The sequence below is a fragment of the Bradyrhizobium sp. USDA 4452 genome (assembly GCF_054063575.1).
The window spans coordinates 6075623-6094699 of sequence record NZ_JBSSGK010000001.1; the positions used below are offsets into that span (position 1 = coordinate 6075623).

Sequence of the window (19077 nt, forward strand, 5' to 3'; positions counted from 1 at the left end):
GAGCACAGAACGGAGTCCACGAGCTCGTCGGCCGATCGCAAAACTGACATGGAAACCAGAGTGCCCAGCGTCATTGGTCCTGGCCGGATATTATTGGGTTTCGGGCGCACCCTTGTTTTGGGCTCCATCCTCCAAATTGCTGCGATTGCCGGTCGCCGCGGGCCCACGCGCTGTGATGGGAAGCACTGCACGATCACCGCTGGTCGGCATGACGGCGCTATTGCCTAGCAGGTCGCCGGGATCATTGACCATGACTGCGAGGTTATTGCGGACTGAGCAGCCAAGCGTTGGATCGAAAGAATTGTCGCCTAGAGAAGGGCCGGTGACGGCGAACGGCGGACAGGCGGCAGGATGTGCTTCGTAGGTAATTGCCTCGATCCGGACCCCGAAATGTGCGGGTAGGTCGACGGGAGAGGCGGACAGGCGGATATTGTAGGGGACAATGCCCATCGCGCGCGCCTCATGGGCAACTTGCGCTACGAGCCGCGGTGAGCCGGCTACGTCGAGTTGGAGTGCATCGCGCCTGCCGCGGCTGGCATTCGCAATGAAATCCCGCAGGCCGTACCTCTCGTTGCGACGAAGATTTTGAAGCAGTAGGACACTGGTCTTCCGCTCCACCCTGACCGTTTGTCCGGCCGGTCCAGAAGAAATCGCAGCACTGTTTGCACATCCGCCAAGGGCAGCCGCAACTGCGATCAAAAGACATAGGTGTCGTCGCAAGGTCATTGGCAGTCCTCATTCAATGATAAAGCCGGCACCGACGGTTGCACCCGATCTGGCCGTGGCCGGCGCCGCCTCACGGCCCTTCGATGAACCAGCCAGCGTATTCGTCAGGGTGCGTCCTGCGTCCGAAGGTGGCCCGATGCGATCAGTTGGAGCGCTCATCTTGCCCGGGCCAGATCCCGGCCGGACGATGTAGGGAGTGACAATAATGACCAGTTCGGTCTCCTGCTTCTGAAATGAAGAGGAGCGAAACAGCACACCAAGGATCGGAACATCTCCTAACCAAGGAAAAGTGTCGATGTCGGTACTGAAATTGCGCCTGATGAGCCCCCCAATGGCGAAGCTTTGGCCGCTGGCAAGCTCGACGACAGTACTGGCACGACGCGTGGAGAGACCGGGCACCGATATTCCGTTGACGCTGACCTCGCCTTCTTTCGACAGTTCGCTGACTTCAGGCTTCACATGGATATTGATCTGATTATTGCTGAGGACGGTCGGGACGAACTCCAGGCTGATTCCGAATTGTCGGAATTGGACCGAGACTTGCCGGTTGTCCTGCATCACCGGAATTGGAAATTCGCCACCGGCCAGAAAACTTGCGGATTCCCCAGACATGGCGGTCAGGTTCGGTTCAGCCAGGATCGAGGCGAGGTGTTCGCTGGCGAGTGCATCGAGAACAGCGCTCAGGTTGGTATTGCCAGCGCTGTACCCGATGCCGATCGTGCCGCCGCCGCGGGCCGGCGCGGAACCGCCACTTTTTCCGGTGACAAGGAAAGCGCCGTTCGGACCGGAAGCCGTGAAATTGATATTGAGGTCCTTGACGGCGCTGCGGGAGACTTCTGCCACCCGCACACTCAGATTCACCTGCAGCGAACCTGCCACCTGAATCTTGTTGACGACCAGCGCACCCGGACCGAGAAACTGCTCGGTCACCTTCCTGGCCGTCTCGACGATATCGGCGTTGGGAGCCGTACCGCCAAGGATTGCGCCGCGTGGGGTATAGCTGACTTGGATCGGATAATCGCCGATCTCAGCCTTCAGCGTGGCACGCAGGTCCTCGATCGGTTGGGTGACAACGACGCGCAGCTCGGCGAGAGCCTCGCCGTTCTCGTTCAAGGCGAACAGGCTGGTTCGTCCGGATTTTTTGCCGAATACGAATATCGTACTGCTCGATGGCGCCTGGTAATCGGCGATCGCCGGGTCGGCAACAAAAATGCTCGCTGCCGGCGCGTTCAGATGAACCGTCTTGCCCTGCGAGGAGGTGAGGTTGAGCGTGCCGGTGGTGCTGCCAGGCGCCGCACGTGCAGGCTCTCCTTTGCCGTCCCGTTTTGTCTCGGCTGCGCCAGCAAGTGGAAACAGCAGAGCAAGCCCGCACAGGACGTAGCACAAGCGGGGCAGGGCGGCAGAGCGTTGCGAGATGATGACCATCGGCGGCAGACTGGCGCCGGCAGCATTCTTGACGACCTTCAAGGGATTGTTGCTTTCAAGTTAGATTGCTAGGCAGCCGATGCTGCGCCAACGAGTTCAAGGGTGTAGCCGACGCCGCGCGCAGTCTTGATCCTGAGCGTCGCACCGGCCTGGTTCAAATGCGCGCGTAAGCGATAGATCCCGACTTCCAGCGCATTGGTCGAGACCTCGTCGTCAAACGCATACAAGCTATCTTCCAGCGATGTGCGCGGCACGGTGCGGCCGGCGCGGTTGAGCAGATGTTCGAGAATGCACACTTCGCGCCGCGCAATTCTCAGTATCCGGCCGCCAACCGAGACTTGCCTTGCGATCGGGTCGAAATGCAGGTTGCCGAATGTTACCACCGGCGCCGTCATTTGCGTCGACCGCCGCAGAATAGCTCGCATGCGGGCGATAAGTTCGTCGATAGCCACGGGCTTGGGCAGGAAATCATCTGCACCTGCATTGAAAGTCGCAATTCGGCGGTTGAGATCATTGAGACTGCTCATCATCATCGCCGGCATTGATCGTCCCTCGCGCCGCAACTGCTTCAGCCATTCAAGTCCGTCTCCGTCGGGCAAGATAGATTCGAGCAGGACCATGTGGTAGTTCGCGCATTCCAGCGCGGCCGACGCCTCTTCCAGTGTACGCGTCACATCAACGGCGAAGCCGCAATCCAAGAGCGCTTCCTTCACGGCGCGACCAAAGTCGGCATGATGATCAACCAGGAGAATTCGCATTCATTGCCTCTCGTCCATCCTCGGCAGGACTTGAGCGAGTCACGGTTGACCATGAGGCTCGGTGGATCCGAGAGGCGGCCGCTCTGACGCGAATTCGAAAAGTCGGAGATGCCAGGGTTGAGCATAGTGACGGGCGATCAATGTCTGCCGGTCTATCGTCATCGGATAGGCGGCCTGCCGCGCATCGCGTCCGCCGGCGACTGGGTTCAAAAGACCCTGTATGTCGGCAGGAGCTCTGCGATTTCCAATAACGTTGAAAGCCTTGGCAGCGCGCTGATACATCTGTGGGCCGAGGCCGCCGCCTGCAGGGGCGATTGCGCCAAACCGCAGGATCGAAACGAAATCGCAGGCGAGGGCGGCTGAATTGGCCGAACAGACTAGCGAAGCTGACATTTGGAAACTCCCCCAATTCGTCTTAATCCGCGGTCAGTCCTTGCTAGGCGTTGAGCCCGTACTGTCGTCGAGCCACGACAATGCAAGTTTTCTCGCGCATTTAAGACGGTTCACGCGCTCTGCATCTGGCCGAGTGCTGGATAAGGCCGAGATGCATGACAAAAAGATCAGTACGTCTATCGGCCTGTTAGGCATCCTCTCGCCGGTTGGTGATTGCCACGTGAGGTGCCAAGCGTCCCGAAGTTCGGACGCGCCGAAGTCCTCTCACGCCGCCGCGGAGCGAATGCTGCGAACGAAGAACGAAGCGAATCCGGTGTTGTCATCGCGCATCGACTGAGGTGCTTACGCCGGCACCGTGTCGTCACACGGGATGAACGGCGAATCAATGATTTGATTTCTAACTCGGTGTGTGACCGGCATGAGAAAAATTGCGGCTGCCCCCCTCCTTCTCGCCGGCTGGATCTAGCCCTGGTTACACATGGTGCGCTTCGTCCTCCGCTGTGCGCAGAGGCGATGCACGATGTCCGCTCTGAAGAGAAGCTATCGAGGCGGAGCCACCGAGCATTGAGTTTTCGAGACGTTCGCATTTCTTGCTACCTGTCGGAAAGATTTCACGCGAGCGGATTCTGTCGCGAGACTGTCGGAAATCCTACAATCTGACGCTAGGTGAGATTCAAGTGCCTTTGACTGCTCGTGGCGATGCCATCAAACTCGAAAGCCCTGAGAGATAGCGGGTGAAACAGTTTGGACCAGACCATCAACCTTCGCATGGCGGTCTGTCTCGCGATGTCCGGGCCGTGATCATTTCGCCGTCCGATCAAGCTTAGCGCCAGAGCCATGGATGCGCACGAAGAGCCAGCCGTTCGTGCCAGGGTTTTGAGCAAAGCCATGGCGTCACAGTCGGGCGAGCGACGGACCCGCCTCATGTGTGGCAATATTGCGGGAAGACCGAGGTGGGTACGCGTTCACGTGACGAGCATGAGCTAATAGCCGAGATGCGGACGAGCGATCGCGCGAGCCAATTTGATCATCAAGGAACTGAGGAGAGAATCGACTACCAGACGTCATTTTGAATGTTGCCTCCATAGATCGCGGTCGACTATGAGGCGCTTAGGTGTCACCGGGAAAATCGATTGTTTTGATGGAACACATCCAGGTGACGGATCGGCCCTGCTGCAACAGTATCGCTTGCCGCAGACGAATGAATAGCTGAAGCGATCGGGGCCAAAGCGTTGATCGCGCGGTCAATGTAAGGTCGAGCTAGCTAAAAGGGGCGATGCTTCGCGTTCAGCAGCTTACTTCATCACGCCGCCGGCCACGTGTGATGGCCACTCACAAATTGAGGCCGTGCGATGTCGGAACGCAGCCAAGAAACGAGGATGTCCCGAACGGCCAGCTCCTCCCGACCGTCGTAGTGCGACTGTCGCTCTCGGAGCCGTCAACCCGCCCGTAGCGCGTTGGTAGGGGCGACGCCCTATGCTCAAATCGTTGCGCGTGAGGTGTGCCGTGCTCCAAGTCTTCCTTGAGGTGGTTATCTTGGTCTGATAAATTGCGGGATAGACCGAGTATCTATTCATTACTCCCACGCTTGTAGGGATTTGCTTCGCGGGCGGTTCGGTAGCTCTCCAAATTGCCGCCTAGGAACAGGCGCTCAGTCTCTCGGGTTGGAGTTCTGCCGAGTGAGCACATCAAATCGACGTCCCCGTCGATGTGGTCCGGATCTTCGGCGTTCATTCCAAGCCCGATGCTGCTCAGCACGTCGTCGGGCGTCCAGACCGTGGACTTAGGTACCGTGTAGGTGTGCAGCGCGTCCGCATAGTTGGCGATCGCTCTCGCCCAAGTATCGCGCGAAACGGCGAGCTTTTCCGGATCCTCGACCAACGATACGAACGCAGATGCGGTTGTCTTGCCGCGCATATGCCAGCCAGCTTGGCGCGCCCGGTCGAGAGGATAGCGCTCTAGCGGGTATCCAACGGAAGAGTGATCCCGAGCCGTGTTACGGACATGCCATATTGCGCTTGTGTGTTCTTCGGCGCGCGCCTTGCAATCGCTGTTCTGATTCTGAAAGCGCCGCAGTGTGACGTATGACGAGCCCGCCACGTCCTCGAATACACGGTCCCGATCGACGGGAGGTGCGATCGCGGGTGACCAACGCGCTGACTCCCGCTCGGCAAGGTTGATCTCGTTCCTGAGCGCTTCAAGAGTGGCACCCGTCAGTGTTGCGGCAAGTTGGGCGCGGGCGCTGACAAATGATGTGGCTGGATAGCAACCGGCTTTCGGAGCCTCGCTCGGCGCAGACGAGGACGTGCCGGTTGTGGAGTCTGGTATTGACGAGACTGAATCCTTCCTTCGGAAGACCGAAGCCTGGTCATCTAGGTCCAGGTCATCCAGCTGCTGCTTAAAGCTTGCTTGATTCTCGCAACGCCCGTCGCGGCTCGGCTGCTGCAGCACGTCGTGAGCCTCGAATTTAGTGTCTGCGGCAACCCGGGGATCAACGTTCATTTCAGTCTCCATTCGAGCGCCGGCTATTGGAGTAGACTATTGCAGGCGCAGCTTTCGAGAAGCTGACGGACCAGGAAGAAAGCCATTTGCTTTGGGTTTTGAGGGGCCGGATGGATTTGGTCAGTGAGGCGATCGTCAGCCAGAAGGAAGGCGCGCAATACTAGGCATCAGAAGTCGGCGCTGTCTGGTGCCCTCTGTCATTTCTGTTGCAAATAAGCCGAGATCGGGCCCCCTTGACTGAGCTTGTTCGGACCGCCGCGCGAGGTTCGCTCCACCACCTCATTGCGGCCACGCCCTCTTGGGGCCGCAGTCCTGAGCTATCATATGAACGAGCTGGCGGATGCGACGGACCGACGTGTTCGTTTCAAGTCGTTTGCTTACAAAGATGCAAGAACGGCCCTCTCGGCCGTCGGATCAGCATCAATGGACGAGCGCGACCGGTTGCAGTTTTGTGTTTTTCAAGCGGCCGACGCTCGATCAAATCGTTCTAATCAATTTCGCACGGGCGGGCGAGCGGCTTTAGCAAACCTCACCTACGAGGTTGTGACGTCGGAATAGCCGTCACAACCTCTTGCGCCTAGCTGCGCTGGTTGTCTTTGTGGCAGGCGCGCATGATGTCTTGAATCCGCCAATCGGCTTTGGAGCACGACGTCTCGCAATGTGCGATCTGTGATACTTATCGAGGGAGAAGAACGTATGAAGTGCACTGGCAGGGGACTGGCGATCGTGTTGTCCTTGCTTTCGATCGTAGGCGCGAGCACGATGGCGAGAGCCGATGAGGCCTCACCGAAATACACCGAGGTGCTCAACGCCCTGCAGACCGGCAAGAATGTGAAGCTCGTCCTGGACATGAGCCGCTGTACCCCTGCGGAGGGCGGCAAAGCTGCATCGGCAACTCAGGCTGGTCTGGTCATCAATGCCTTCAGGGTGACCCCCCAGAACGGCATTAGCTTCGCCAACGCGCACCAAACGGTGGACAGCTCCGGACATGCCGTGACCGAGTACATCCGCCATAGCCTCAGCCGAGAAGGCAAGCTCACGGTGCGGGCCTCGAAGCTTGTCGTCGGGAGCACCGAACTCGTGAATCACGGCGAGTTCATCTGCGAACTGCCGGATGGCGCTAAGTTCATCTGGTAAACGAAGAGTACAGCGCAAGGGGGCGCGCTTCGAAACCGTGATCCTTTAACTGTGCAAATACCTTCGCACGTCATGATGGATGGTTTCGATCGTGAGAGACGGCCAGATTGTTTCTGGCCGTCCTTCCTGAAGCGCATCGAGTGCGCGAACTTGCTGTCTAAAGGTATCGTACGACGGCCATCGATCATCATTGAACGGCAGTTATCGAAAGATCGGCGGTTCCGGCTATCCTCATATTGTTCGGAGACAGGCCTGTCATTTGAACATTCCAGACGGGTCTTTCCAAAGTAACGTCCGCACCTGATCCGCGATCATTTGAGGATTCAATCCGTTCAAGCTGCCGGCCCGCGATGATGACGCTTACTCCTCGGCTGCCCGACAATGCGCTTGTATCATGGATCTCGCGTCTTTTTGGTCCGTTCATCTGAGAGTGTCGTGGTTCCAAATGTGGTCACGGTGATTGAACCATCCCGCCTAAGACCTGCCGCGGTGGGTTTGCACGCCGCTTAAGCTGTCGTTTGGACGCAATTCTTGATTTTCCAGTTTTCCTTTTGAGCTAACGATTCAGCGCAGACTTCCACGCTGAATCGTCATGCCCAGCCCACTGAGACCGGGGGGCACACGCAGGGACGACGCTGCCGAGGGGGATGACTCAGCCCGCACAAGCGCAGCGCGGAAGGCCGGAGAGACGGCCGCGGCGAACGCAACGGCCCTCGTGGGCGCCGGGGGTGGAGCCCCTCGCGAGGGGCGTAATCGAAGGCCGGGATGGGAGCCTCGGCGCGCATCGAGCCAAATCGGCGAAGCCGACGCGCCAACTCGATAAATTACTTATTCGACTAAGGCAAACACAACACGGCGCCGATCGACCTCCTCAACAGTTGAGAGCCAGTCATCCCCTTTTTTGGCGATGGAAGAAAGTAAAGAAATGATCGTCCTCGGAAAAGAACGATCTGTTAGAGTCGATCTCGGTAGGCGATACGTTCATTAAGTTGCCAAGAAGTCGGCGAATGAAAATTGTCCTAATAGGGTATCAGTGCATCTCTCTCGTATGCACGTGCCGGCGACGTTAAACTGCCGTCGTTGCCGAAAGATTTTTAAAGACGCCTGAGATAGAAAGCACAATCACCAATGGCCAGACTGCTATTGAGATGATTGGAGCGCAGGTTGTGTGTTTAAGAGTGACCGCGACCAGCTTGGAGCGGGAATTTTGTACGAACAAGCGCTGTTGCCGGGGGCCGATTTAAAGCGCCAATAGCGAAAACAGAAGCTTTTTGATCCACCAGCGACGTCGCTGGCGTGGTTGCGGAGACGGCAGCATCAAGATGAGCCGCTGCGGACAAGCTCTACTGCTAGGATCGGGACCTTAGTATGTCGGGAAACAGACAAACCCAACACAAACGTCATCCAAACTGTCGACTATTGCTTGGCACGAAGAATGCACACCCCTAGCCATGCTTAGGGGCCTGCCCGCATGGCTACCATCGCAAGTTGCGGCCATGGCTGGCCACCGAAGTTAGCGGCGTGACCTAAGGCAGACGGCGTGTGCTCGTCCGATACCGGCGGGCGTCTTGTCACGTCGCCGATAACTTTCAACGGCATGAATAGCGGGTTTGTAGTGCGCTTAGAGCAGAATGAACGGGACGCGCTGTAGAGGGCGCGGAAGACCTCGGAAGATGAACGCAGAAAACAACTTCGCGGCCCGGCTCCTTGACGCCGGACGCCTAGCAGCAATCGCGCGTACACGTGGCCTGAAGGCGGATGTTTCATACTACGTCGGCGAGGCGCTCAAGGAGCTTTGGCGGACCAGATCACCGGAAGAAGCAAAAGCGATCGCAGGGCGTTGGGTCTTATGGGACGCAAAGGGCAAGCCTTGGCCGCGCATGCCCCCACTGGAAAACGTCGTCCCGTTCAAACGGACCGGCGCGGCCGGGATGCCGAGGACGCCCTTGCAAGCAATCCGCGAATGGTTCGAAAAACAAGATGAGGACGTGCGATGTGAAATCGCCGGCATGGCGGCGCTTTTGATTTTCGAAGGTGACCACCTTCTCGACTTGAGCAGCAAGGAATGGTGCGACCATTTGCGCCGATGGCTCAGTGAGACGGGATTACCAAACCATAAGGTCATCGGCCGTGCTCTGACGTTTCGCACCTGTTTCGAGTATTTCTCGGAGAGCAGGTTCACCGAAGCGGCGTGGATGCGATCCAAAGAGACCGCCGTGAAAATCCTTGCAGATGCTGGCCGCGACCCAACCTCCGAAGCTGCGAGTCTCGCACCTATTGCCCAAAAAGTGCTGGAGACCTTGCCCGCGCGAAAATGCCGCTGGATCGAAGTAGGCAAGTCCTGGAGCAAACTCGTCGATACCAGACTGGCACCCCGGGCCATCAGGGTTTGGAGCGCCTCGCATATGGAATAAGAAGGCAGCGCCTGAATGTGTGCTCGGCGCGGCGCCCCAATATAGCAAGCTGACGGAGTCGTCATCCGTCTCGAAAAACTGAGCCAACACCTGCGGGACAAACGACAGAATACAAACCAGACCGCCCACAGCGAAGAGAAGAAGCGCTGCGCAGAATGCGACGTTGTAACCAAGTGGCAAGCTGGCCTGGCTCGTTGGTTCATCGTACCGATGATCCAAGCCGAGGAGAACGTAAGAAGGGCGGCATTCTTGGTTTCGGCGAACTTGACGAAATCGATGGTTCGGACAAGTCGCATGGAGAGAGTCTTCTCAAAGGCTCTTCTTGATCGTCCTTCATGAGCTTTCGCCTACCGCGTGGACGGCGTCCATCTCTATGCCGACATTCTCAATATGAAGGACGTGTTGGCCGTCACCGACGTTGAAGGCGAAGATGTCCAGCGGCGTCTTTGAAGGTCTTCTCCGCGCTCGCGGATACAGTTTGCCGAGCTCTCTTCTGATGCGCTTGCGGTCTTAAGTTCTCTAAAAGCAAACGCTTCGATGTGATTTCGCGGCCTGAGTAGCCGTACAAGGTGCCAACGAGCACCTCACTCAGTCAAATTGCGGCCGATGAAATAGAAGAATGCGGCCTCCGGGTAAGCTTTCGGCCGTGTAGGGCTGACCGTGGATCAAAAAACAGGTCATGGGGACGCCCTGGCTCGGCAGAAGGCCCAGGTCTTGGAGCATGTCGATCACGAAAGGCGAAGCCTCTCGGGGGCCGTCCCTCCAGTCTGGGCCGAACAACTCTCCGAGTTCAGGCATTTGCGGGGCCGGCTGATGGCTCCATGCCGAAGCCGCAGACGGCAGTGGAAGGTTTGGCTCCAGTGTCGAAGGGGCGTCCTTTCGTAATTCGAGCGTGGCGGGTGGATTCAACCCGGATACAGGGCCGCTATAGATATGCGGGGGAGCCGTCGGCGTCACAAGCGCAGCTTCACCCCGCAAAACGAACCCAGGGTGGTGGATAAGTTGAACGTCGTTGGGCCCTCTCGGTCCCAATACGGCCGTGTAGCGTTCACCGGCAATCTCATAGTTCATCACCGGATTTTCCGCATCAGGCAAGAAGTCCCAATTACCCAACTGAGAAAGCATCATGTCGGGTGCCGGCTGGGTGCAATGGGAAAAGTCCTTCGGCACGGCGAATGAAACATCAAACGTGTCGCCGACGGCGAGAGAGCGCAGATGAATAAGCTGAATATCATTGTGTCCTCCGGGTCCTAACACGGCAGTATAGGGCTCGCCGTGAATGTCGTAGGTCTTCACCGGCTGCGTCGCGTCCGGCAACAGACCCCAATGGCCCAGTTTGGAGCGCATCATATCCGGCGCGGGCTGGTTGCCGTGGGAGAAGTCATCTGGAACGACCAAAGAAGCATCAAAGCTTTCGCTGGCTGGGAATGGCGTTGTGGCCGGGGCGGCACCGCCTTGGTCCATCGTCCGTGCGAGGTATTCTTCAGAGGCAAGGTTCCGCAGTCGCGAGTTCGGCTGCGAGGTTGCAGCATCGAGAAACTCTTCTCGGCCGGCACTTTTAATGGGCAGGTTGGCAGTTGACTCCAGTTCCCGCAAAAACTCCGGCACAATAAGATCGTCCGCGACCAGGAAGCCCTCCAGATCCGCGGCTTCGAAAAGCTGTTTCTGGGCTATGCTTTGCACGGGCGAAGGGACGACCAGATTCACCCGCGACGCCGGTTCCGGTGCATCGAAGGCCATCCCCGGCAGCAAATCATCTCGATCGATGCCATGGAAAAGCGCCCCTTGGTCGGCGCTTTGCAGGTTCGAACGGGCGGCTGAGCTCATCGTTCGCCAAAGCGCCGATTGATCGTAGGGTGCGGCTGCCATCAGGCTCTCGCGATCCGTAGCATCGAAAAGCTCTTCCTGAGCAAAACTCTGTACGGACGAGAAAGCGGGGGCGCGCATTCCCTGCCAAAGTAACGGTGCATCGAAGCAGGAGACCGCAAGCTCTCCGCTCCGCGCCGCGTTGTCGAAAAGCAGATCCTGCGCGACACTTTGTGGGGGAGAATGAGCGGCCAAATCCATTTCACGCCAAACCTCCGGAGCATTGAGATTGCCAGCCAGCAATACGCCCTGATCCGCAGCATTCTCCAAAAGCTGGTTCTCGACAGTCAGCATGGACGAACGCACGGCCGGCTGAGTTGGCGGATGCGAGCCACCTCCTTGTCCTTCTAAATTGTCCTGCCTGACGCCCGCGCGATAGTCGCGGAGTCTGTTCAAAGCGTAGCGGAGTTTCGTGTCTTTCGGGAACAAAGTATCGGCGTGACCGCGCAACTTGTCGGCACTGAGCCTGGCAATGGACAGGGGGCGGAGAGCTGACGCCAACTTCCGAAGACTGCTTGCGTAATTTCCGGCCGTTTTCGCGTCGATCCCTCGACCGAAGCCTGCCTCGGCAGCCTTCCTAATGAGGCGTTCGTCTTCGTCCGATGGACGGTAATGTGTCGCGGTGATCCGAGCGGCGGCGCCAGGCTTGCGGTAGCGGCTGACCATCGACAATGCTGGGGCGATAACCTTATCGTTTGGCAATAGCTTCTTGGCGCAATCGAGCAACGTATCATCATCGAGGGCTGCCATAGATTTGCCATCCTCCTTCAGAGCCTCAGCCAACTTGCGAAGGCGGCGATCGTAAATGCTGATGGTTGTCGGCCCGGGCAGTGGTCCTCGCTCGAGGGCCACACCAGACGCTGCCTGGATCAGGCGATCGTCTTCCTCACTAACATCGTAAAGCTGCCTGTGATCATATATAGGCCCCAGCTGTTGCGCGTCTGCGAGCTGCTGCTCAAAGTGGACTTGCTGCGGTTGCGGTTGTTCCACGGTTGTCTCAGACGCAGCGGGACGATTACCGGCAGGGTTGATATTGTCAAATTGGTTCATGGTCGCGTCTCCGCTTGCATCGGTCTCGGCGCCTCGGTACTAGCGGTGGCTGTCCAAAACCTGACGTGGCCCCCAAGCACGACAGAGAATGATAGCGAACAAGGGCGGCACCCAAGGCGATGGTGTGTGTTCGCGTCGCGAAAAGGAGAGCGCAGGATGACAAATCCTTCAACTGAGGTTCGAACTGAAATGCGATGCGAGGACCTCGATCCAACGCTCAGCTCGCGATCGCGAGGATCCCAGGCCTGTCATCGTGATGATCGGTCTGCCATTGGCCGAGTTCGCGATTGATGAGAGGAGAGCGTATCGCTCCTTCAGCCGGATAATCCCTCCCCCCATGAGAACGGTCGTCGGCCAATACTGTTTGCGCTATGAGCGTCCTATTGAGCGGAAGATCAGCGTACAATGTCGCAGTTGATTCTGCGGCAGCATCTCACGATGCGCAGGTGATGACCTTCCGGGGAACGAGTTGTCGGATGCCCACATCGCACGGTTTGTGGGAGCTGACGGCACCGGCGCCGCCGTGTGCGGGTTTTCTTGGGACGATCCGCAAGTCGATGTCGTTGTGATCGATCGTGGATGAAATATTCTGTAGCTATTCACCTTGCTGAATTGCAAGCGCAACGTTGGTCGCGTCAAGGCGGGCATGTGGGGCAGGCCCGTTACGCTCTCTTGTACTCTCGAAACTTCCATTGGAGAGCGGTGTTGAATTACTGAACACGGCAAGGGCTTTTGGATCAATCGAGAGGCACGAGATCAACCGCGAGGCCGAATCGTTCGTCATCCTGCCGGAAAAGCATCTACCACCTCCAGTCGCACCAGTTGAACATAGGCGATCCTCGGGGCTCTCTTACGGCGGGCCCCGGCTCGTGCATTTCGCCGAAGCGCGCTCTGATCCGCCTTCTGGCACTAGTCCAGCTGGTGCGGCGAGCTTCCATTGGTATCGCCATTCCTCACAGCGCGCGGGCAGGGGCCCTACAGCATTCCGGCTCCGGTTTGGCAAATTCACACGTCCTGCAAAGTAGAAAGCCATCCGTACCGTTCATGCGGTCGGCGATTTCGCTAAAGATCCGGCCTTCGAACAGATCTTCGTACTCGTCGCGCAAAAGATTCCCAATGACATGACGCCGCTCAAAATCCATGCAGCACAAAGTAACATCGCCGTTTGGAAGAAGGACATTCCGATGTTGCTGTTTCCCATTGCATGTCAGAGTGCCGGCGATCGGCTGCCGCGGGGTGATCATTTTCGGATCTATATGTCCTCGCCTGCTACTCAGCGGCCGCAAGCGTTGCAGCTTTTTGGCGGGGATTACATCGGCTAGATCAGGATGGATTTTACCCAAGATCACAAATTGAATCGAGGGAATGTTTGCCTCAATCAGTCGGCGCATGACATTGATGTAGTTTTTTCCGACGAGGCGGCTGTTCATATAAGTGCCATCGTCGGGAACGTGCACGACGAAAGTCTTGAATCGGAGCATTTGCAGACGTCGAACGTCAGTCCTGTTCATTCCAACAAGGGTCGTGAAGATCCGGACGTCGTGGCCGCGTGCGTAAGCATGCTCAACCATCGTGCTGCAATGCGGATGCAACCAGGGTTCCGAATATCCGGAAAAACTAATGCCAGTAGCTGTCGGTACGCGTGAGAGACATTGCTTGAAATCCTGAACACCCAGATGCTTGGCTTGGGATACGGGCCTTTGGCGATCTGCAAACTTGTCCTGGGAGCAATAAGAACATCTGACGATGCAGCCGGTGGTCGTGGTTATCTCCAATACCCGATGGCCGGGCTCAACCACACGCAACTCTTGTAAGACCCTAGGGTATGCCGTCATGTATCTGGTCCTTTCAGGTGCCGGAGCAGGCAATTGCCGCAGATCGAGCGCAGCTAACGCAGCGTCGCGCCTTGCCTGAAACGATCGCAACCGGAGTTTGGACGTTGGGCCAGATGCCTTGAATGAAGCCCGTGCCTTGCCACGCTGGTTTCGACAACAGGGTACAGGAGGACCCGTACGGCGCTCCTCTCTCTGGGTGTCGATTGCCGCCTACCACCATGTCTGCGCCTAGCATCCTCCTTTCCTCCAGAAACACGTCAGCTCGACAGCTCTTAATGTTGTCGAGGAGAGCCGCAAATCGGGCTCCGGGAGGTGCTCGATCCTGAGGACCACATCATCTCCGTGTCGCCGGACCGGGCAGTCAATCGCCGACATGGGACGGCCCAGAGGCGACATACGTTGTTCCGATCGGGTCCGAAATGCCAAGCTTGTTTGCCAAACAGTCGTGGCTTGCGCCGAATCCTGCAACATGACGTCGGGTACGATTCAAGCGCGTCGGGCGTGATCCAGCACGGCCCTGGAGGCTTTCGCGTGTTGCGAAGAGTGCTCTGGGTCGCGATGAGAGGCGCGAACGATCCGGAAATCCTGATGGACGCGGCCGAGTAGGACCAACCTGACTTCTTTGGGCACCGAACAGTAGGCGAAGCCTTTATCGGCAGATCGCGAGAATGGGCCAGACAATTGGTCCGCTACAAACATGCACCGGGCACGTGCCGAATTGATCAGAAGGGCGGCGACCTAGATGCGCCGCGACCAAATCGATCTGCTATGCGCGCCGAACAGCAGCTATACTGGCTAGAAAGATATTGACCAGGCGATCTCGGTGGGACGGACCTGCTCCTTCATTGTGAGACAAGGCTTGCGCCGACGGTAAATTCACGAAGGGAGCCGGTTTCGTCGCGCTTACAGCGGCTTAGCCGCTGCGAGCTCGATGAGCTTTCGTGTTCTTCAGGGCCCTCAGCCGTTCGAGCAGCGAGATCGCGCGGGGAGCGTCGTGCGTCGAGGAGCTGACTGCGTCGGCTACGTCCATGATAGCTTTCCAGCGCCTTAGACACGATTTCATCTGGATCGTTGACGCTGATAGCTTCGAAGATCTTGAGCTGAAGATCCGCTCATACTCATCGGAACGGAAAAAACGGTCTCAGAGCCTTTGGTAGGATCTACGTTCCAGATCAGCATAGACTGATGAATGGTCGGCCGGATTTCTGGATTGATTTGCCTGAACAGCCACAAGTGGACGTGTATGGATATCGGAACATACCGGTGCTCGGCGCCGGCCGCTCCATTCATGGACTTCGCGGTGTCCTCTTCTGAAGCTTGATGTACCCCAAACGAGACTTGACGAATCTCGGCATGTGACGCCTAGATGTAGATCTGTCATGGTTCTTCCACCCTTTATCTTGTAGGACAGGAAGCTAAGAGGGAACCCGGTGCGCCGAACGGCTACTCCGGGGCTGCCCCCGCAACTGTAGGCGGTGAGCGGTTGTCATCATGGGCCACTGGCGCAGAAACGCGCCGGGAAGGTCGACAGCCGCAGCGACCCGCAAGCCAGGAGACCTGCCGCGACAGAACAAACGTCCTCGGGCGGGGTGCCCCGGTGGAGCGCTTGCACTGAGGGACGTTTGTCTCCCTGCAAGTCGTCCGCGGCCCCGGCTCCAAACATCGCGGGGTTGCCGATGTCGCCGTCTTTTGATTTCGATCAACAGGGGCATCTCGTTACACCATCCAGTGTGCGGGCAGCGCACGCACAGGCAGAGCTTGCCCCGCTTCAGCGGTCTGTTGCGCAGCCTCCATCGCTGGCCCCGCTGCCGCGTCCCCTCGCGCCAGCTCCAAAGCCGTCTGACCTTGCCCTTGATCGATCGCGCGACAGCCTCCTGACATCGTTCGGCAAGCTGACATTGACCGACCGTTATCTGCTCGCGGGCGAAGGCGTCCAGGACATGTTTGCGCGGGTATCGTGCGCGTTTGCGGACGATGTTGCACATGCTCAGCGTCTATATGATGCAATGTCCCGACTGTGGTTCATGCCGGCGACGCCGGTGCTCTCGAATGGCGGCAGCTCGCGTGGTCTACCCATTTCATGCTTCCTCAATTCGGTCTCGGATTCGCTCGAAGGTATTGTCGGCGTCTGGAACGAGAACGTCTGGCTTGCCTCCAACGGCGGCGGCATCGGTACCTACTGGGGGAATGTTCGCTCGATCGGCGAGAAGGTGAAGGGCGGTGTCACCTCGGGCATCATCCCGTTTATCCACGTCATGGACGGCCTGACGCTGGCGATCAGTCAAGGCTCGTTGCGGCGAGGCTCGGCGGCAGTCTATCTCGATGTCCAACATCCCGAGATAGAGGAGTTCCTTGAGATCCGGAAGGCGTCCGGCGACTTCAATCGTAAGAGCCTCAACCTGCATCACGGCATCAACGTTACTGACGAATTTATGCATGCCCTGCGAGCCGGGACAGCGTTCGCGCTTCGCAGTCCAAAGACCAGCGAAATGGTTCGCGAGATCGACGCTCGCCAGCTGTGGCAACGTATCCTTGAGAACCGGCTGCAGACCGGCGAGCCTTATCTCTTGTTCATCGACACCGTGAACCGCGCCCTTCCCAAGCACCAGCGCGACCTCGGCCTCAAGGTCTCAACGTCCAATTTGTGCAGCGAAATTACCCTGCCGACCGGCATCGATCATCGCGACGAGGAGCGCACCGCGGTGTGCTGTCTCTCATCGCTCAATCTCGAGACATGGGACCGGTGGAGCGAGGAGCCGGGCTTCATCGAAGACATCATGCGTTTCCTTGACAACGTGCTCACCCACTTCATCACGGTGGCGCCGGAGGGCATGAGGCGTGCCCGCTATGCTGCCCTACGCGAGCGCTCCGTCGGCCTAGGTGTCATGGGCTTCCACTCGTTCCTTCAGGCCAAGGGCATTCCGATGGAGAGCGTCCTGGCCAAGTCGTTCAATCTGAACATGTTCCGGAAAATCCGGCGTGATGCCGACGCGGCGTCGGTGACGCTCGCTCGCGAGCGCGGCCCTTGCCCGGATGCGCTGGAACGCGGCGTGATGGCGCGATTCAGCCATAAGATCGCAATTGCGCCGACCGCCTCGATCAGCATTATCTGCGGCGGCACGAGCGCTTGCATCGAGCCAGTCCCGGCCAACATTTACACCCATAAGACATTGTCTGGCGCCATCTCGGTGCGCAATCCGCATCTCGCCAGGGTACTCACGGCCAAGGGCGCCAACACCCCGGCGATATGGCAGTCGATCATAGCGCACGAGGGATCGGTCGCTCATCTCGACATCCTCTCGGAGCACGAGAAAGCGATCTTTCGCACCGCTTTCGAGATTGATCAGCGCTGGATCATCGAGCTCGCCGCCGACCGCGCGCCGTTCATCTGCCAGAGCCAATCGATCAACCTCTATCTGGCGGCCGACGTCGATAAGTGGGATCTCCATATGCTGCATTGGACGGCATGGGAGCGCGGATTGAAAAGCCTCTATTACTGCCGTTCGAAGTCGATCTCGCGCGCAGCGTTCGCCGGCAAAATCAGCGGCCGTGACGAGGCGGAACGACCGCAGCCGCAGCGCACCGACTATGAGGAGTGCCTTGCATGTCAGTGATTGACCTCTCGGCTGTCGATCCGCGCACGTTGATCGGCAAGGGACGGGTCGGCCTCCTGGACTCGACCGGAAGCTATGACGTTGATCGCTATGGCTGGGCTTACGAGTTCTGGAAACGTCAGCAGCAGACCCATTGGATGGGCGAGGAGGTTCCGCTCGGCTCCGACCTCAAGGATTGGGCGTCGGATCGTGTCACTGCCAACGAGCGCGCGCTGCTCACCCAGATATTCCGCTTCTTCACTCAATCGGACATCGAGGTCGGTGACAATTATCTCAAGCGCTACATCCCGATTTTCCAGCCGCTCACCGTGCAGATGATGATGGCTGCCTTCACCAATATGGAGACCGTCCATATTGACGCCTATGCGTTGTTGCTCAAGACGCTTGGCATGCCCAAGGCCGAGTTTGAGGCATTCCGCGGCTATGCGCAGATGCGCGCCAAGGCTGACTACATGCACCAATTCGGCGTCCATACTGTGGCCGACGTCGCTCGCACGCTGGCCATGTTCGGCGCCTTTACTGAAGGCATGGCTTTGTTCGCGAGCTTTGCCATGCTGCTTAACTTTCCGCGGCACAACAAGATGAACGGCATGGGACAAATCGTGAGCTGGTCAGTGCGCGACGAGAGTCTCCACTGCGAGGGCATCATCAAGCTATTTCACGAATGGCACCGCGAAACTGGCGCGGTGACGCGCTCCGTTAGCGACGACATCATCGACGTCGCCAGGACCATGGTGAAGCTGGAGGAAAACTTCGTTGATCTCGCCTTTGGTCTCGGCGAGATCGATGGCATGCGCCCTGAGCAGATCCATGCCTATGTCCGCTATGTCGCCGATTGGCGGCTGACCCAGCTCGGGATTGCCCCGGTCTTCGATTTTTTTGAGGCTGGTCAGAGCGGGTTTACCCAGCTCAAGCCGCATCCATTGCCCTGGCTGGTCGAGATCCTCAATGGGGTCGAGCACGCCAACTTCTTCGAGCAGCGCGCTACGGAGTACTCCAAGGCAGCGAGCCGCGGCAGCTGGGACGGCGAAGAGGGAGTATGGGCTACTTTCGGCCGTATCTAGCACGAACGCAACAACGCTTTTGCTCTTCGATTCTGGTGCACCTAGGACTTTTCGCGAAAATCCGCTGGAGACCGCGCAGGAAGGCCACATCGCGTGACATCGATCTGGTCCGCTCGAAATGATTATCGCGGACCCGTGACAGCAAAGCCGCTGGATCTGGCGCCACTCACCATCAGTCGCTCAAGTCCTTATGCTTGTGGAGGATCGGCCGTTCTGGCGTCGACAGAGCAGGCAGTCGATAGTGAACCTGCGCACTCGGTCGGTGCTCAAACGCGTATGTGTTGCGAGTTTGA

At 58.1% G+C, this 19077-nt stretch carries 12 protein-coding genes and 1 riboswitch; of the genes, 6 read left to right on the forward strand and 6 right to left on the reverse strand.

Annotation, left to right across the window (positions count from 1 at the left end):
* Positions 1 to 90 precede the first annotated feature (90 nt).
* The 3 genes from ACVISU_RS28825 to ACVISU_RS28835 are packed head-to-tail and all read right to left on the reverse strand — an operon-like array spanning position 91 to position 2909.
* Positions 91 to 726, reverse strand: coding sequence for a CpaD family pilus assembly lipoprotein (locus ACVISU_RS28825; protein ID WP_456709139.1), 636 nt, complete (start codon positions 724 to 726; stop codon positions 91 to 93).
* A 9-nt stretch (positions 727 to 735) separates the two neighbouring features.
* Complete coding sequence (locus ACVISU_RS28830) at positions 736 to 2193, reverse strand: type II and III secretion system protein family protein (protein ID WP_456709140.1); 1458 nt, start codon at positions 2191 to 2193, stop codon at positions 736 to 738.
* Between the two features lie 26 nt (positions 2194 to 2219).
* Positions 2220 to 2909, reverse strand: coding sequence for a response regulator (locus ACVISU_RS28835; protein WP_456709141.1), 690 nt, complete (start codon positions 2907 to 2909; stop codon positions 2220 to 2222).
* 126 nt (positions 2910 to 3035) lie between these two features.
* On the opposite strand from ACVISU_RS28835, the gene ACVISU_RS28840 reads away from it, so the two are divergent.
* Complete coding sequence (locus ACVISU_RS28840; RefSeq protein ID WP_456709142.1) at positions 3036 to 3272, forward strand: hypothetical protein; 237 nt, start codon at positions 3036 to 3038, stop codon at positions 3270 to 3272.
* A gap of 1599 nt (positions 3273 to 4871) precedes the next feature.
* On the opposite strand, the gene ACVISU_RS28845 is transcribed toward ACVISU_RS28840, so the two are convergent.
* Positions 4872 to 5804, reverse strand: coding sequence for a hypothetical protein (locus tag ACVISU_RS28845; protein ID WP_456709143.1), 933 nt, complete (start codon positions 5802 to 5804; stop codon positions 4872 to 4874).
* A gap of 324 nt (positions 5805 to 6128) precedes the next feature.
* On the opposite strand from ACVISU_RS28845, the gene ACVISU_RS28850 reads away from it, so the two are divergent.
* From ACVISU_RS28850 to ACVISU_RS28860, 3 genes are all read left to right on the forward strand, one after another.
* Positions 6129 to 6362 (forward strand): hypothetical protein, encoded by a 234-nt coding sequence (locus ACVISU_RS28850; protein WP_456709144.1) that lies wholly within the window; start codon positions 6129 to 6131, stop codon positions 6360 to 6362.
* Positions 6363 to 6500: 138 nt separating this feature from the next.
* Complete coding sequence (locus tag ACVISU_RS28855) at positions 6501 to 6941, forward strand: VirK family protein (RefSeq protein WP_456709145.1); 441 nt, start codon at positions 6501 to 6503, stop codon at positions 6939 to 6941.
* A 1673-nt stretch (positions 6942 to 8614) separates the two neighbouring features.
* Positions 8615 to 9355, forward strand: a complete 741-nt coding sequence (locus ACVISU_RS28860; RefSeq protein WP_456709146.1) for a hypothetical protein — start codon at positions 8615 to 8617, stop codon at positions 9353 to 9355.
* A gap of 588 nt (positions 9356 to 9943) precedes the next feature.
* On the opposite strand, the gene ACVISU_RS28865 is transcribed toward ACVISU_RS28860, so the two are convergent.
* Complete coding sequence (locus tag ACVISU_RS28865) at positions 9944 to 12271, reverse strand: hypothetical protein (protein WP_456709147.1); 2328 nt, start codon at positions 12269 to 12271, stop codon at positions 9944 to 9946.
* A 953-nt stretch (positions 12272 to 13224) separates the two neighbouring features.
* A complete protein-coding gene (locus tag ACVISU_RS28870; RefSeq protein ID WP_456709148.1) occupies positions 13225 to 14070 on the reverse strand; it encodes an SPASM domain-containing protein in 846 nt (281 codons plus the stop codon).
* 1399 nt (positions 14071 to 15469) lie between these two features.
* A riboswitch (cobalamin riboswitch) is annotated at positions 15470 to 15685 on the forward strand.
* A 97-nt stretch (positions 15686 to 15782) separates the two neighbouring features.
* Between ACVISU_RS28870 and ACVISU_RS28875 the strand changes: the two genes are divergently transcribed.
* Complete coding sequence (locus ACVISU_RS28875) at positions 15783 to 17720, forward strand: ribonucleoside-diphosphate reductase subunit alpha (protein ID WP_456709149.1); 1938 nt, start codon at positions 15783 to 15785, stop codon at positions 17718 to 17720.
* The gene (locus ACVISU_RS28880) at positions 17711 to 18784 is read left to right on the forward strand and encodes a ribonucleotide-diphosphate reductase subunit beta (protein WP_456709150.1); all 1074 of its coding nucleotides are present in this window, start codon (positions 17711 to 17713) and stop codon (positions 18782 to 18784) included. The genes ACVISU_RS28875 and ACVISU_RS28880 overlap by 10 nt, the downstream gene beginning before the upstream one ends.
* Positions 18785 to 19077 lie beyond the last annotated feature (293 nt).

Bases quoted from the DNA above. Each gene is read 5' to 3' on its own strand.
- ACVISU_RS28850 (WP_456709144.1), top strand. From the start codon at position 6,129: ATGAACGAGCTGGCGGATGCGACGGACCGACGTGTTCGTTTCAAGTCG.
- ACVISU_RS28865 (WP_456709147.1), bottom strand. From the start codon at position 12,271: ATGAACCAATTTGACAATATCAACCCTGCCGGTAATCGTCCCGCTGCG.
- ACVISU_RS28860 (WP_456709146.1), top strand. From the start codon at position 8,615: ATGAACGCAGAAAACAACTTCGCGGCCCGGCTCCTTGACGCCGGACGC.
- ACVISU_RS28855 (WP_456709145.1), top strand. From the start codon at position 6,501: ATGAAGTGCACTGGCAGGGGACTGGCGATCGTGTTGTCCTTGCTTTCG.
- ACVISU_RS28845 (WP_456709143.1), bottom strand. From the start codon at position 5,804: ATGAACGTTGATCCCCGGGTTGCCGCAGACACTAAATTCGAGGCTCAC.
- ACVISU_RS28825 (WP_456709139.1), bottom strand. From the start codon at position 726: ATGACCTTGCGACGACACCTATGTCTTTTGATCGCAGTTGCGGCTGCC.
- ACVISU_RS28880 (WP_456709150.1), top strand. From the start codon at position 17,711: ATGTCAGTGATTGACCTCTCGGCTGTCGATCCGCGCACGTTGATCGGC.
- ACVISU_RS28875 (WP_456709149.1), top strand. From the start codon at position 15,783: ATGTCGCCGTCTTTTGATTTCGATCAACAGGGGCATCTCGTTACACCA.
- ACVISU_RS28835 (WP_456709141.1), bottom strand. From the start codon at position 2,909: ATGCGAATTCTCCTGGTTGATCATCATGCCGACTTTGGTCGCGCCGTG.